This window comes from Marinobacter sp. MBR-105, from assembly GCF_053628895.1.
The window spans coordinates 22,044-36,408 of sequence record NZ_JBRJHG010000002.1 but is presented as its reverse complement, the minus strand read 5'-3'; the positions used below and the strand labels follow the sequence as shown (position 1 = coordinate 36,408).

Annotated in this window: 15 protein-coding genes; 10 read left to right on the top strand and 5 right to left on the bottom strand. The window is 51.3% G+C overall.

Annotated elements, in window-relative coordinates; translation table 11 throughout:
• Positions 1–7 precede the first annotated feature (7 nt).
• The 5 genes from ACSSVV_RS03150 (at position 8) to ACSSVV_RS03130 (ending at position 3,372) form a co-directional block, all read left to right on the top strand.
• Positions 8–1,252 (top strand): AAA family ATPase, encoded by a 1,245-nt coding sequence (locus ACSSVV_RS03150; RefSeq protein WP_454105560.1) that lies wholly within the window; start codon positions 8–10, stop codon positions 1,250–1,252.
• Positions 1,253–1,351: 99 nt separating this feature from the next.
• Positions 1,352–1,897 carry a PIN domain-containing protein gene (locus tag ACSSVV_RS03145; protein ID WP_454105559.1) on the top strand — a complete coding sequence of 182 codons (546 nt, stop codon included), beginning with the start codon at positions 1,352–1,354 and terminating at the stop codon, positions 1,895–1,897.
• A gap of 41 nt (positions 1,898–1,938) precedes the next feature.
• Positions 1,939–2,436, top strand: coding sequence for a hypothetical protein (locus ACSSVV_RS03140; RefSeq protein ID WP_454105558.1), 498 nt, complete (start codon positions 1,939–1,941; stop codon positions 2,434–2,436).
• A gap of 242 nt (positions 2,437–2,678) precedes the next feature.
• Positions 2,679–3,071 carry a hypothetical protein gene (locus tag ACSSVV_RS03135; RefSeq protein ID WP_454105557.1) on the top strand — a complete coding sequence of 131 codons (393 nt, stop codon included), beginning with the start codon at positions 2,679–2,681 and terminating at the stop codon, positions 3,069–3,071.
• 34 nt (positions 3,072–3,105) lie between these two features.
• Positions 3,106–3,372 (top strand): DksA/TraR family C4-type zinc finger protein, encoded by a 267-nt coding sequence (locus ACSSVV_RS03130; protein ID WP_454105556.1) that lies wholly within the window; start codon positions 3,106–3,108, stop codon positions 3,370–3,372.
• Between the two features lie 296 nt (positions 3,373–3,668).
• Here ACSSVV_RS03130 and ACSSVV_RS03125 read toward each other — a convergent pair whose 3' ends face one another.
• On the bottom strand, positions 3,669–5,015 hold the full coding sequence (locus tag ACSSVV_RS03125; RefSeq protein ID WP_454105555.1) for a hypothetical protein: 1,347 nt from the start codon (positions 5,013–5,015) through the stop codon (positions 3,669–3,671).
• A 554-nt stretch (positions 5,016–5,569) separates the two neighbouring features.
• Between ACSSVV_RS03125 and ACSSVV_RS03120 the strand changes: the two genes are divergently transcribed.
• From ACSSVV_RS03120 to ACSSVV_RS03110, 3 genes are all read left to right on the top strand, one after another.
• Positions 5,570–6,562, top strand: coding sequence for a sodium:calcium antiporter (locus ACSSVV_RS03120; protein ID WP_454105554.1), 993 nt, complete (start codon positions 5,570–5,572; stop codon positions 6,560–6,562).
• Positions 6,563–6,769: 207 nt separating this feature from the next.
• Positions 6,770–7,225, top strand: coding sequence for a thiol-disulfide oxidoreductase DCC family protein (locus ACSSVV_RS03115; protein WP_454105553.1), 456 nt, complete (start codon positions 6,770–6,772; stop codon positions 7,223–7,225).
• A 48-nt stretch (positions 7,226–7,273) separates the two neighbouring features.
• Positions 7,274–7,768 carry a gamma-glutamylcyclotransferase family protein gene (locus tag ACSSVV_RS03110; protein WP_454105552.1) on the top strand — a complete coding sequence of 165 codons (495 nt, stop codon included), beginning with the start codon at positions 7,274–7,276 and terminating at the stop codon, positions 7,766–7,768.
• A 159-nt stretch (positions 7,769–7,927) separates the two neighbouring features.
• Here the strand turns inward: ACSSVV_RS03110 and ACSSVV_RS03105 are convergent, their stop codons facing one another.
• Entirely contained in the window at positions 7,928–8,518 is a 591-nt protein-coding gene (locus ACSSVV_RS03105; RefSeq protein ID WP_454105551.1) for an NADPH-dependent FMN reductase, read from the bottom strand.
• A 171-nt stretch (positions 8,519–8,689) separates the two neighbouring features.
• Here ACSSVV_RS03105 and ACSSVV_RS03100 point away from each other — a divergent pair, with 171 nt between their 5' ends.
• Positions 8,690–9,988, top strand: coding sequence for a hypothetical protein (locus ACSSVV_RS03100; protein ID WP_454105550.1), 1,299 nt, complete (start codon positions 8,690–8,692; stop codon positions 9,986–9,988).
• The gene (locus ACSSVV_RS03095) at positions 9,989–10,621 is read left to right on the top strand and encodes a LysE family translocator (protein WP_454105549.1); all 633 of its coding nucleotides are present in this window, start codon (positions 9,989–9,991) and stop codon (positions 10,619–10,621) included.
• 6 nt (positions 10,622–10,627) lie between these two features.
• Here ACSSVV_RS03095 and ACSSVV_RS03090 read toward each other — a convergent pair whose 3' ends face one another.
• The 3 genes from ACSSVV_RS03090 to ACSSVV_RS03080 all read right to left on the bottom strand — a co-directional run bounded on the left by ACSSVV_RS03090 (position 10,628) and on the right by ACSSVV_RS03080 (position 14,224).
• Entirely contained in the window at positions 10,628–11,470 is an 843-nt protein-coding gene (locus tag ACSSVV_RS03090) for an AraC family transcriptional regulator (RefSeq protein WP_454105548.1), read from the bottom strand.
• 232 nt (positions 11,471–11,702) lie between these two features.
• Entirely contained in the window at positions 11,703–12,743 is a 1,041-nt protein-coding gene (locus ACSSVV_RS03085; protein WP_454105547.1) for a succinylglutamate desuccinylase, read from the bottom strand.
• Positions 12,740–14,224, bottom strand: coding sequence for a hypothetical protein (locus ACSSVV_RS03080; RefSeq protein WP_454105546.1), 1,485 nt, complete (start codon positions 14,222–14,224; stop codon positions 12,740–12,742). The genes ACSSVV_RS03085 and ACSSVV_RS03080 overlap by 4 nt, the downstream gene beginning before the upstream one ends.
• Positions 14,225–14,365: the final 141 nt, after the last annotated feature.

Sequence of the window (14,365 nt, the reverse complement as noted above, 5' to 3'; positions counted from 1 at the left end):
TTTAAAATTGATTTCAAGAAAAGATGTTACAGAAGTATTCACGCCACGCATGAGTGAAGTTAATACATCTATGTATGTGCACAGACCTGCACTTGAAAAGGCAATGCAGAGAGCAATAAAGCGGAATTCGCACACTCTCCTTTTCGGAGAGAGCGGGAATGGGAAGTCCTGGCTCTATAAAAAGGTACTTGAGGAAATGAGGGTTCCGTTTGTCGTGGCGAACTGCGCTAATGCGTCAAGAATGGGTTCGCTAACCAAAGAAATATGTAACACATTGATTGAACCTGGAACTGTTAAAAAGTTGGGGTTTAGTGAGGAAAAGGCTGCGGAAATTGGAGCCTATTTTGCTAAAGGAGGAGTTAAAAATACCAGCAACTATGAAATCGCTTTGGATGAGCCGTTGCTTGAAGCTTTTAAATTATTTAATGATGTTGCTCCTGAAAAGAAAATACTCGTCCTAGATAATTTGGAATCTATATTCGCTTCTGAAGAGCTGATGACAGAGTTGGCAGATATAGTTATTTTGCTCGATGATTCTAGATACTCCGCTTGCAATATTAATATATTGATTGTTGGAATACCTAATGGCGTTTTGCAGTATTTCAGAGAAACGAAAAACGCTGAATCAGTTGCCAATAGAATAACAGAAATTGATAAAGTTTCAGGTCTAGACTCAGGCCAAGTTCAGTCAATAGTTTCAAAGGGTTTTCATCAGCTTAAGATTAGTTTAACAGGGGCATCTTTGAAAGAGATTTCTGATCATGTTTGGAACGTTACCCTTGGGACAGCGCAGAGAGTCCATGAATATTGTGAACTTTTAGCTTATGCTATTGAAGATAACGCGTGGAAGTTTGAAAGTGAACTTTTGAAAAGAGCGGACAGAGATTGGCTGCTTGGAGGGCTAAGGCATAGCTTTCAAGTAGTCGAGGGGCATCTGAATAGTAGGGAAACTTCTGTAGCGAGAAGGAATCAAGTAATCTATTGTATTTCAAGGATTAGAGTCCATCAATTTGACTCTAATATTATTGATAAACAAATAAGAAAAGACTTTCCTGGCACCATCCCAGAGACAAATATGGGTATTGGTGCGATTTTGGGAGAACTTTCAAAAGGTGAAACGCCTCTTTTAAATAGAAACGAAAAAACGAACTCTTTTACTGTGCGAGATTCGCGTTACTTAATGTGTATTAGGCTTATGCTTTATAAGGAGTCAGCAAGCCAGAGGGTGGTGAAAAGAAATTTTTATAGATGATGCAGGTAAAGATGCGCACAAGATGACGACCATAAATTGTCAGTTTTGCTGAAGTTTAACTTTTCACTACATTCATCCCACTGACAAGGACGTTCGAATATGAAATGGGCTTTCATTGATTACGAAAACATCGGAAACCTCGGCAAGGTGAATCTCTCCGAGTACGAGCGAGTCGTCGTGTTTCTTGGAGCAAAACAGCCCAAGCTGGACTTCACGGAAACAAAATACGACAAGCCCATCAACATGGTCGTTGTTCAGCTGAAAGTTTGTCAGGCGAATAATCTGGATTTTCACCTCGCGTACTATCTGGGCAAGTATGACGGTCAGGCCGAGCGTTCGGTCGCGTTCGATGTGATCAGCAACGACACCGGTTTCTCGCCGTTGATTGCCCACATCAAGGCCAGTGGGCGGGCGTGCAAGCAAGTCAAGGTGGCGGGTGCCACGGGTGATGCGGAGAAGTTGATCAAGAACCTCTCCGCAAAGCCACGAGAGAAACGCCCCCAAAAGGTCACAGCCCTTCGTAATCACATTGCCTCTCACCTGAGTATTCAGGGCAATGAAATGGCTATCCAGAAGGCGGTTAATCTACTGGTGCAGGAGAAGTTTTTGAAAGTGTCGGATACTGGCGTGGAATATCTTGCCTGAAGGTCTAGCCACTGCCGGTGGCGCTAACGGAGTATGACGTCTTGGACCCAGTAAGTTATGTTTTTACTGCTTACCTCAATACCGTGCAGTCGACGGTTTCGAATCATTTCAGTGAAACCAGAAATCTTGAGGTGACGCCTGTTGTTGTCGAATATGAGGGAGTTCCCATCTCCTACCAGTATCAGATGTGGCGTGTTCGCTCCGAGAGTGTGTGCGCCAACTATAAGCAGGAGATAGGGCAGTTCTCTGAGTGCACCGTGAAGGCATCGCAGTTGTTCAACGCGCTATGTTCGGAATTGAAGCAGACTAGTTCCAGTAACTGGCAGCAAGCGAAGTTCCAGACAATGTATTGCAACGCGGCGATATCTTTCAAACCCACAGTAGCAAATATTGGGGCGGCACCAGCGATGTCGGGTTTGGATGAGGCTCGTCAGGCCTGCAATGCAGCGACAGTTGCAGCCATGGGGAATAGTGATCCCAGGCTGGCGCGAGAGCGAGATAGGGCTTGTGATCACTACCGTGGCTTGAAGGAGCAGTAAGCATTTGGCGCTCAGTTCTCGAGGGCGCTCAACCTTTCCATGCGTGGCCGGAAGGCATTAACGAACGCATTCAGCGTTTCGGAGAAAAATGCTTTTTACGCCTGGGTTAGATACCGGAGGCCAATCCCCCTCAATTCGCCGATGGGTGATTATGCGGCAGTTTTTGTCATCCCATTCAACCGTCAACGGCAGTTCGCTATTGATAGCCTCTGCATGCCAGGCGGAGAAGTGGCTGGGTTTGCTTGCTATCCTATTCCACCGGAGATGGACTTAACAGGTCAGAGGTTTGGAACTATCCTGCTTGTCACTGTCCGAAACAGTGGTTCTACACAATAAAATTTCTGATCATCGGAATCTTTGCCGCCATCGTCGCTTTCCTGATCTGGCGCAGCAAACAAAACACCGCACCTGAAGAGCAAGCCTGCGCCATCGAAATCGGCAGCCTGCTCAAAGCCAATCCGGGTGCCCAGCCGCAGGTCATTGCTGATGTCTTCAGAAAACACGGTGTTGATCAATCTCGGTGTAAGGATGTGGGCGCAATGGTGATGCCGCAGTTGCGAAAACAGGGCCTGAAACCGGAAGATGCCCGGATTGTGATGGGGCAGGTGAGGGCAGCTTATCCTCTTGTTCCCTAAGCTGAATCTATTCATTTGTTGATCGGAGAGCGCTATGGCTGGCGGTTGGTCACGGGATGGCGCAGTTCAGGATCAGATAGACGCGAGCGTCGAAGACGAAGTGCAACGGGCACGGAGCCAGCTTGGTGGCGGAGAGAGTGCTCGCTATTGTGATGAGTGTGAGTGGGCGATTCCTGAAGCTCGCCGCAAGGCCATTCCGGGTGTGCGGCTTTGCATTGCCTGCCAGTCTGCGCTTGAGAAGCAGCAATCGACTTCACGCGGTTTTAATCGGCGGGGCAGCAAGGATAGCCAACTAAGGTGAGTACAATGACGGCCTCTATGGTCTCCCGTTGAGTTTCGGCGCTCTTTTCATGGCAGATTCATTGCTATCGTCCGTTTTTGCATCAACTTTCCTGAGCCCCCGTGGCGCAAGGTTGTCGCCTAGTTAACCCTAGGTTTCCAACACAGTTATCCACAGCTTTTGTGGGTAAAGTCTGTGGTATACCTACCAGCAAGGGGCTGTGCCGACACCGTTCGCTGCCGGGTGCCCCAATGATAACGTCATCAAGGGAAGATGACGTGCTGATTAAATAGTTCCTGGATTTCCCTACGAACAAGCTACTGTTCTAGCGCTACGTCCTCATCATCTGTATTCGGTAAAGGTGTTGTTTTAGTAATTTTTGGCGGAGGTGGTGTCCAGGCTTTCAGCGACTGGCCCGCTTCCTGATAAAAGTGAGGCACTGCTTTTTCTAGCTCCTCGACAAACACCTTCCGGCCACTGAACTTTCCAGCGAGATCCACTTCGTAAACTACTTCAAGCGTAGTGGCCGCTGTTTTCGATGTATCCGATTCCAGCAACTCCGGTGAATCTCGCAAATCTTTCAGGGCCTGGTAGGTGGTTTCTGCTTTACCGGGTCGAGTAGCTCGAATGTAGAAGCCGGCGGGCTCGGTTTTTTTCAGTTGGCGCAGGAGCCAGTTCACTCTTGCTTTGGTGCTCTGTTTGTCCTTGGGAGCCGTAAGGCGCATAGAGCAGTAGATCATTCGCCGTTGCAGGTCTGCGGTCACGTCCAAGTCTGCAGCCGCGTTGATAATGCTGAGTGCACAATTAAGAATTGGTGTTTTACAGAATGCTTCGGCATCGTCTTTTACGCGTTTGGCGGGGTCTAGCCGGTGTTCGTTTTTCAGTTTCAGTGACACGTCACTACCGGTTAAGCGGGACATTATGAGGCAAAGATCCCGTTGCTCTTGATGCCAGGCTGCAATCGTGTTCTGGACTTCATCACTGGTTTTGGCCAGTGGAGCATTACTCTTCACTTTGTTGACGACGTCTTTCCATTCAGCATTCATCTGGTCGAAGTGACTGATGCCGGAACGGTCGCTTTCAAGATAACGCAGTATCTCGCTGAGTATGAATACCTGGTCTACGTCTTCAACGCTGTCGTTCTTGAGTAAAAGCTGACACTGAGTGCGAATGAAGGCCCAGGACCAATGGAATAACGCTACGGACTTGGTGGCGCTTTTCGGAAGCTTCACAGGGTGATGAGTTGGCAGTGCTGCGAATTGGTTGGTGATGGTGATTACAGCGTCCAGACCGTGGGTTTTAGCTTGTTGGAGGTAGCGCGAAACCTGTTCCTCACCGATCGTGTCGTTGTTTACCTTGGCTTCAATCAATGCCCGCCACTCCCGGCGTCCTGTGCGGAGAATCAGAAGTCCATCCGGCCGGTCTTTCTGTTTGGCGGCTTTCTTGTCCTCGTTCTGGAAGACCACTTCTGTCCAGGCTTCCAGCGTGGCATTTGTGCCTACCCTGACATTCAGGGATTTCAGGAGTGCCTGGCGCAGTTCCAGGACGGAGCGGAGGCCCGCAAGTAGTACCGAAACGGATTTCTGTTCCCGCGCACTGTCGGCGGCTATTGGGATGAGTCGGGCGGGTTCCCCACCAGAGAGGAAGTCAGGACGGTTGGTCACGGCTAGCTCCATGCTTTTATTCGATTTAGGTTCCTATTTAAGCGTAGCAGTGATTCGAGATAGTGCCGGTTTGATGTGTAAAAGATTTTAAAACGGAAAAGGCTTTCCCAACTCTTTTGCAAAGAGGCTGAAAAGTGGCTCTTCCAGAGCAGCCCCGGCGACGATTTGGCCAATTGCTTCTAGCATTTGGTTCATCAAGGCCTGTTTGAGCCCGAAGCTTCTGCCCTCCCGCACCAGACTGAACATAAACCTGAGGCGCGGTGTTCAGTCTGGCACCCATAAAGTGGTCGCCCTCTTTGGCCGCAGAAAGCAGAACCTGGGCAAAGACTGGGGAGCGCCGGTTTGGGCGTTGTGGGCCGCTGTGATGGCTGCGGCGACAGAGACCGATTCGCGCCCGTGACAGTTCAAGTGGGCATGGGAAACCCCTGTCATGGGTTGTACGTTTGCACTGGGTCTCGCCACTATGGGGGTTAGGCGCGCTCGGACCTGAGAGCTGGGTTTAGTGGTTAATGAGAAAAAAGTGCTGACGACACCGGTCGCTGTCGCAGAGCATTGTGGTTTTCAGCGTCTGTGCGCTGGTCATTGCGATTGCGGGCACACGCATCACTCGGGTGGTCGACCAGCTCGCCGACCGGACCGGGCTGGGTGAGGCTACCGCTGGAGCCGTGCTTCTGGGGGCCGCGACGTCCCTCAGTGGTTCGGTGCTCTCGGTAACAGCGGCCTACCGCGGGCACCCGGAGTTGGCTGTGAGTAATGCTCTCGGGGGCATCGCAGTACAGACCTTTTTTCTGGCTATTGCCGATATGGTCTACCGTCGTGCAAACCTGGAACACGCGGCGGCTTCGGCGCCGAACATGATGCAGAACGGACTGCTGATCGCGCTCCTGGCATTGCTCCTTCTGGCGCCGACCTTGCCGGATGTGACCGTCTGGAACATCCATCCAGTTACCCCGATACTGCTGGGCTTCTATTTCTATGGCACCCGGCTCATACAGGGTGCCGGCGACAACCCCATGTGGTACCCCTCCGTTACTAGCGATACCCGGCAGGACGAGCCGGAGAGCGAGAGCAGCTTGCCATCATTGAGCCGTCTCTGGACCGAATTCCTGGTGCTTATGGCCACGCTTGGCGTGGCTGGACTGGTGTTGGAGCCCGCCGCCACCACCATCAGCGCGGAAGCCGGGTTGAGCCAGACAATCGTGGGTGTTCTTCTGACTGCGATCAGTACGTCTATTCCTGAGCTGGTCACGTCGGTTGCCGCGGTAAGGCGGGGTGCGCTCACACTCGCGGTGGCCGGCATCATCGGCGGGAATGCCTTCGATACGCTGTTTATGGCCGCCTCGGACATCGCTTACCGGCAAGGCTCGCTCTACCATGCAATGACCCTCGATTCGGAACGTTGGGTCGCACTGACCCTGTTGATGTCGGCCATCCTGATCATGGGGCTGATACGTCGGGAACGCTATGGCGTGGGACGAATCGGTGCGGAGAGCCTGGCAATCATGGTGCTCTACGGGCTTGGTGTGGTGCTGATGTTTGCTGGCTGAATAGCGGTGTCATCCATAAGCGATGAGCTATCTGAGACTCACGAACGAAAAGCACGCGAGCCAGACAGTGATCGAAACGCGCCTGGAATTTCAGGGCGATGGTACAGCCTCTCGAGGGTTATGTCTGAGATCCGAAGGGTTAACGGGAGCCACGCAGTGCTTTATCGTGTAGTTAGATGAATGCGATGCAAACAGGAGGGGATAGCGATGACGGCACCAGGCGATCAGCTTCGCGTGTTCTACGATGGCGCCTGCCCGAGCTGTGTCAAGGATCGCAGGCTTTATGAACGACTCGCGGGCAGGACCGGCGAATCGGTGGAGTGGGTGGATATCACCGGCCGTGATGAGGAGTTGAAGGAACGTGGTATAGACCCGCAATCCGCGCTTCAGGAGCTCCATGTGGAAGATGGCCAGGGCAACATCCACCGGGAACTGGATGCCTATATCCTGTTGATGTCGCGGGTCTGGCTGCTGAAACCGCTTGCCTGGCTGATTGGTTTGCCGGTAATTCGGCCTGCGCTGGCAAAGCTGTATCACAAGTGGGTGAACGAGCGGCTGGAGCGAACCGGGCGCATGCCGGATTCAAAGGAAACGCAGAGATGCACCGAGGCGCGCAAGGCCGAGGTTGAAGATGGAAAAAAAGACCCATCCCGGTTTAGCTAAGATTATGATTCCAGGTTCCTGAGCGAACAGCGCGGACACGGAGGCAGCATGAAGTACTTTGCCTACGGCTCGAATATGTCACTCCTCAGATTAAGAGCGAGGGTTCCAAGCGCAGAGCGCATCGGTACGTTCACACTCTTTGATCACGCCCTTCGGTTTCATAAGTGGAGCAGGAAAGACCAATCCGCAAAATGCGACGCACTGTTTACCGGCAATCCGGAGGACTTCGTTATTGGCGCGCTGTTTGAGATACCGCGCAGCGAGAAAGGCCCGCTGGATAAAGCTGAGGGTTTGGGCTTCGGTTACGATGAAAAGCGGGTCAGGGTTACGGATGCTCTCGGCAATTCCGTTGATGCTTTCACCTACTGTGCAACGTCAACGGATCCCTCTTTGCTGCCTCACTCGTGGTATTTGAATCACGTGATCGTTGGAGCGAAAGAATCCGGCGTTCCTGCCGACTACCTGGATGCCATTTCAGCCACGCCAAGCCAGGAAGACCCTGATCGAGAACGGGATGCGAGGGAGCGGGCTATCTACGGTTAAAGGCGGCCCGCCTGCCCATAATATTCCATTAGTGCCCTCAGGAGACGATCCGTCATGGGAAAATCGGGACAGGTTTAATTTGGCGACGTCTCTGATGGCTCAGGAAAGAAGATCCAGGAAAAGCAGATCTGTCCGGGTTTCGCCCTCGCTCAGTCAGCGTCATTTACCTTGCAAACTGAAGCCGTCCAATTCCAATACGAATTGCCTAGTTAACTTTTTCAGCCGCCTTGTGTGCTGGTCGGACGTGAGAAAGCCCGTCGCATCGAAACAATCTCCTGCAAAAGGAATAGAAAGTTGGTCAGGCGAGACAAAGGCACCTACATTCGAGAACAACTGCCTCGAAGCTTGCAGCCCTCGTACCCCACCTAACTTACCTGGCGAAGCAGACATTAATAACACCGGCTTACGTCGAAACGGTCCCGCTACTAGATGGTCAGGAACAGGTCGTGAAAGCCAATCGACGAAATTCTTGAGTAATGGCGTGAAGAAACCGTTGTATTCGGGGGAGGTGACAATAAAGCCCCTGGCCGTACTGATTTGCTCATGTATAAGACAGAGATCCTCAGGCAACCCATTCCGGTCTTCACTATCTCCATTATACAAAGGAATGTCGAAGTTACGCAGGTCTAGGAAGGTCGAAGATACCCCCTCACTTTCTAATTCATTTACAACAGTCTTGGCAAGCATAACATTAATCGAATGATCACGTAGGCTGCCCGAGAAAACAACAATATTGCCTGTTTGGCTCATACCAAAGCTCCATTAGTTAAATATCGGCTCCGGATTTATAGCACTGGCCTATGCTCTAATCAATAAATGATATGCAGAAAAAATAATATCTAAAAAATAGCAATTTTTTCCAATACTGTTATGACTTGATTGCCGAGAATGTGCTCAAAATCTATTAAATGGAGATGATAGATGAGTGCTACTAACTTCTGGCCACGCGCTACTAAATACGACGTTCATGTGCTTCCACTGGATTTTCCGGGAACTCTTAGTAACACCGCGAGAGCCTTGATAAATGAAACTCTTGTTTTAACTGACATGCTCAGAGCCAATCAAAACACAGAACATCGTTGGCAGAGCCAAATCACGGCGTTAACGACGCAGCGGCTTAAAACTGCCTTTCTATCACTATCTACCCACCTGAATGACAAGGACTCTAAGCTGGCACTAGAATGGAGAGCTCAAACGTTTGATGATCAAAATGCAAAGAAGGAGCTATCCGAGAAAATTGCTCAGATGGACGAAAAAGAACTGCTGTGCTATTCCGGTGCTATGTCGACTTGGGTGGGAAAGTCCAAAGAGCTATTTTATTCGACCTTTTACGCAACTCCGAATCAAAATCTTCAATATGTGTCAAATGTTGTAGATAATAATATTGATGAGGCTGTTTTAACGCTTAGGAAAAATATAAACGCAGAGCTCAAATGTTTGCCGTTCTGTGGATACAAAATTGTAGATCTATTTGCTTCCTCAGGTGAGGCCAATTTATACCCCAAGCACTTCGCATATTTCATGCCTGAAGATGAGGGTGTCAAGTACGCAGGATCTAAAAGAACAATCGTATTCGCCAACGTTTACTCCGCTTTATTTGAGAATATTTCGACACAACGTCTCGCATTTTATGGCTGGGACAGTAGTGATCTCCCCTCTAATAACGACCTTAGCACCTACCTGATCGCCTGGTTTCGGGGGCACGATCTTGGTCACTCAATAGTAACCCCTACGACCAGCTTTCGTGCATTGAGCAAGTGTGACCGGTGGGGTTCAATGGTGATACAGGAAGCCTTGGCGGACATTTTTGGTCTGCTAATTTGTACTACCAGTTCTATAGTTAATGAATTGAATCTGAACAAAGAAAAATTGGCCCGAGTATACTTATTGGAGATGCTCCGCTACCTGAGAAGAGGACCGTGCGATTTCCCTGATGCGGGTGCCGCCTACGTCCAGCTCAAGTTCTTTGTCGAGTCCGGATGCTTGAAGTTAAACAGTAATGGTGAGATTCGTGCTGACCTTACAGGATTTTATCCTGCGGTTTTGAGGTTGGCAGGGCATCTAACTGAAAATATTCTTCAGGGCAACATCGAAAGCGCTGAACTTTTCATGCGTAGCTATTGCCCGCATCACGACGTTGAAAATTGTACCAGTATCATGGCGAACTTGGGCGTGATTACTGACAATATTGAGTATGAACAAAGAATAAGGGAGGTCTAAGTGGAATTTTTTAATGGCTTCCTGTTGAGTCTTTCCTTATGCCTCGATATTGGCATAGCGAATGTTGCAATGATTACTTTGGCCATGCAGCGAGGATACTTCCAAGGCTTCTCCCTGGGTGTTGGTACGTGTATCGGCGATTTAATCTATGCCGTTTTGGCACTTTTCGGTATGGCTGCCTTGTTGCAGTATGAGTCTGTTCGATGGACTCTTTGGGTCGGTGGCTCAGTAATTCTTGTGTATTTCACATACAAGATGCTTCGCTCTGCCGTCGTTGAGAGTCATTCTGTCGAAATCGAGGACACCGGCGCATCGTCAAGTTATCTTCAAGATTTTTCGAAAGGTGTATTCTTAGCGATGTCCTCTCCCACTGCGATACTGTGGTTTGCTGCGGTGGGCGGAGTCATTATTTCACGATCTGGAGATCAAGGTCTCCAAAGTGCCTCTCTTTTCCTAACCGGCTTCTTTGCGGCTGGTATATTTTGGGCTGGTGTACTCTGTTTCGTCGCTAGTCAAGGAGGAAGGGTGCTGGGGGAACGGCTGCTTAAATACTCATACTATGCTTCAGCTGCCATTTTTGCTTATTTTGCAGGGTACGTCATTATTACAGGTTATGCAGAGTTTCTAGGATAGTTTTATTTATTGTGATCGATAGTAAAGGTCAGGTGTCATAGCCATGACCTTTTTAAATGTATTTATAAAGTGACTTTGATCATAAAATCCTAGATCAGCCATCACATCGATTGGTCTAATTCCATCTTTAATCATTCTTCGGGCCTCAATTAGTCTCAGTTGCATATGATATTGCACTGGAGCGATTCCGACCTCCTGTCGGAATACTCTAACAAAATGGTACTTGCTGAGTCCGACTGATGATGCAAGCGATGAAAGGTCGATCTTTCTATCAAGGCAATCTTTCATGTTGTTTATTGCCATATTAACCGAATGCCTTTTTCGTCCGGTAACAGGCTTATCTTCTTCTAATAGTGTGGCTAGCAGCCAGAGAATTGACTCTTCCTTGTACTCAGTAGAGCTTCGTGCAGTTAGATAGCACTCTTGTATAGCTCTAAAGATCTTGTCGTTTTTCAGGGCGCCTTGTTGAAGTAATGGATAAGAGTCTCGATGAGCAATATTATTGTCTATCGCGACCTTTTTTATTGTTTCCGGATTTATATGTAGACTGACGAATTCGACGCCATCGGCACAGAATTGTGAGGATTGTATCGCCATTGGATTGTATACAGTGACATACCCTGCCGGTACAACATAGTCCTTGTTGTCAACCCAAACGCTTTCTATTCCTTTGAGGTTTGCAGAAATAATATATTCTTCATGTGTGTGTTTCGGATAGGAAGTACTGATGGCACATACTCTTGAGCACTCAATATCGTCACCAACATAAAGATCCTCAACCCCGATACTCACCAGTAATTCTCCTTGAATGTTTACAAGCTCTTCAGTCCCTTGCGCATGACCCGCCATGCCTTACCTGGAGTTGATAAACCATACCATGTCCCTGTTGGAAGGGGGTAGGTTGTGCTTTCACTGCCACTTTCTATAACTATGGCTCATTATCCCGAAAGGCCCATTCGTGGATGACTTGACCTGAATTGGGTGCCGGCGCGCCGGGTCGGTCTCAGTAGGAGGCATACTCTGCAGCTTTGGATCGAATGTGTTCTAACTCCGGTTGTGATGAAAAGCGGCCCGCAACGGTCTAAAAAATAGGATCGCCCGTGGCTTTAACCGCGTAGAACAGGCAATCGCTCTTCGCAATCACCGGGTTGGTGGTAATCATGAAGGCCTTGAGGGCCTGGGCAGGGTAGATTCGCCCATCCCTGATTTGCAGTACCTGCTCCATGTTCTCGGTTCGGTTGTGGCTGATCGCCGTGAGCACGTCCAGGCCTTTTTGCCCCACCCATCCAAGCGGCTCATCCGGCGACACAATCCCGAAATTGCGGTGCTCGAAATCGGGCGGGAACGTGAGGTCCGCCTGCCCGCTGGGCGTTAACCGGTACTCGATGGTCGCATCGGGTGCCAGTTCCACTCGAATCGGGTTGCGCAGTACCGCAACGTTCCATTCCGCTTTTTCCAGCGATAGCACGTCTGGCTGTGAGGCATACCGAACCAGCCCTTCGTACGCCAGTTGGTGGGCGTGATCATCCTGGGCCCCGCCACACTCGATGGTGACGGTGGGCACCTCCTGCTCGGAATACTCCATCAGTGCCCCCAGGCGAAGATCCGTCATGATCAGCCGGTCGGTAAAGAGCGACGCCAGTGCCTGGTGGGCGGCGTCATTGGTGATGGTCACGGCGAAGGCTGGGCCGGTGCCTGAGGTGTTGTGCACATCCAGCAGGCACTCGGGGTTGGCTGTCTGTAGCTCGGCCAGCATGGCCTCGGCAATGGCGCCTTCCTCTCCTGCAAACGGTTCTTTGAAGCACCGGTTCAGATCACGTCCGCCTGGCACTTGCCGCAGCGACAATACTGGCGGGATTTTCGCGGGGCGCACGCCGGCCAGAAGGAAAAGCAGGTTGACCTCCGGGGTGTGCTGCTCCAGTAGCCATCGGTGCATTGCGAACAGCCCGGAGGGTTCGTTGCCGTGAAGCAGCGTTGCCATGGCCCGGGTTCTGGAAGGGTCGCGGCCAGCAACGCGAACTACCGTGGGCCGTTGCAGCCGGTCCAGCCACTCCAGGGGCGAGCGGCCGAGGGTCTGGGGAGACGGGTTGTTGAGATAATCCAGAATGTTCGAGCGGCTCATGGTGACAAGGTCCATTCGTGCAGTGGTGTGTTTGTCTTCTGATGGCCCATGTAAACAGACAGCATACTCCTGAACGCCTCGTCGGTAGTCTGGGACCGGAAAAAAGACTCAGTGACCTGTCGCTGCCACCGGGCGCCGGTCATCCGGGTTTGGATGCGGCCTTCGATGATTCCCAGCAGGCGGTGGATCTCCGCCTCGTCCACTGCGGTCCGTTGCAAGGCTTCCCGGGCGCGGGGTAGCAGGTCACGGGCAACGTTTAACAGGGGCGTATCCTGTAGCTGTACCTGGTCTTTGTGGGGCCAGATGATGTCGGCTCCGATGCCGTATTTGGCGGCGCGATAGAAATTGTGTTCGGTGTAGTGAAAGGGAAGTATCGACGTCAGGTGGCGGATATCCTCGAGTACCGCCAACGCCGCGCCGATCACGAACAGCCCGTTGGCGCACATGTCCACCGCCGTTGGTCCGGCCGGCATGGAACGAATCTCGATGCGCAGGTGGCCGCCGTCTGTGTGATCAAAGATGGCCCGGTTCCAGGGCCAGGTGGTGCCATGGTGCAGTCGCAGTTCGGCCAGTTCCGGTAGCTCTCCCCGATCAATGACGGCCATCGGATCTTCTTCGGACATCAATGGCAGGATGGGCGGATACAGGGAGGCCGAGGCGGCAAACAGCTCCCAGGCGCTGCGTGTCCAGCCGTTGCCGTAATAGACCCTAGGCGGGTGTTTCCAGGTTCTGTGGTTGGGCGAGCGGCTGTCGACGGATTGTTTGAACAGTGCGATACGGGTTTCGTCCCAGAGGTGGTGGCCAAACAGGCTGGGCGAGTTGCTGGCCAGAGCCAGCGCAATAGGTGTTACCAGCTGCACGGCGTTGAAATAGTCGGCAAAGCGGTGAGCCGGAACGCGCCAGTGCAATTGGAAAGAGGTGGTCGCCCCTTCCATGGTAACGTCGTCTGCTTGCAGGTCGATGACGTCGTTGCCACCGATGTGAATGCTGAAGGGCTCGCCCCGTTGCTGGATTAATGCCCTGGATAGCGCATGGTAGCGGGGTTCGTCTGTCATCACCTTCGCGCCCATATCGGACTGGCGCAACGTGGGCAGAATGCCGATGGCCACCAGTTCGCCATTCAACGGGGCGGCGTGCTGGTTGATTCGCTGCATGGCCTTGAGCAGTTCCTGCTCGGTTCTGGCAAAGGGGGCACCCTTGAAGGCCTGGGGGCTGAGGTTGTATTCCAGATTGAAGCGGTTGAGCTCAACAGTCAGTTGTGGGTCCTGGACGCTGGCGGCGATGTCTGTGTTGATCGGCTGAACATGCAGGTTCGGGTTTACGATGTAGAACTCGACTTCGGCCCCAATGGAGGATGCCCCCTCACCAAAACCGGGCCGGTCCAGAAGGCGGGTGAGTGCGGTAAGGTCCGTTCGCACCTTGGCCGAAAAACGGTCAAATTCTTCCGCTGTAAATTCCGATTGTTTTATCGACAGTCCCATGGCGCTTGAGCCTCTGACACCGACTTACTTTGATAGTAGCGGAAAGCGGTTGATGCGTGTTCGTGAGATGCGCGATTTTTAGTGCCGCTTGATTTCTCTTCTCTTGCCCTGATTATTTCTACCATCAGCTAATCAGAGGCC

Excerpts from the sequence above, each read along its gene's own strand:
- ACSSVV_RS03145 (WP_454105559.1), top strand. The coding sequence starts at position 1,352 with ATGAAATGGGCTTTCATTGATTACGAAAACATCGGAAACCTCGGCAAG.
- ACSSVV_RS03130 (WP_454105556.1), top strand. The coding sequence starts at position 3,106 with ATGGCTGGCGGTTGGTCACGGGATGGCGCAGTTCAGGATCAGATAGAC.
- ACSSVV_RS03115 (WP_454105553.1), top strand. The coding sequence starts at position 6,770 with ATGACGGCACCAGGCGATCAGCTTCGCGTGTTCTACGATGGCGCCTGC.
- ACSSVV_RS03110 (WP_454105552.1), top strand. The coding sequence starts at position 7,274 with ATGAAGTACTTTGCCTACGGCTCGAATATGTCACTCCTCAGATTAAGA.
- ACSSVV_RS03105 (WP_454105551.1), bottom strand. The coding sequence starts at position 8,518 with ATGAGCCAAACAGGCAATATTGTTGTTTTCTCGGGCAGCCTACGTGAT.
- ACSSVV_RS03100 (WP_454105550.1), top strand. The coding sequence starts at position 8,690 with ATGAGTGCTACTAACTTCTGGCCACGCGCTACTAAATACGACGTTCAT.
- ACSSVV_RS03090 (WP_454105548.1), bottom strand. The coding sequence starts at position 11,470 with ATGGCGGGTCATGCGCAAGGGACTGAAGAGCTTGTAAACATTCAAGGA.
- ACSSVV_RS03085 (WP_454105547.1), bottom strand. The coding sequence starts at position 12,743 with ATGAGCCGCTCGAACATTCTGGATTATCTCAACAACCCGTCTCCCCAG.
- ACSSVV_RS03080 (WP_454105546.1), bottom strand. The coding sequence starts at position 14,224 with ATGGGACTGTCGATAAAACAATCGGAATTTACAGCGGAAGAATTTGAC.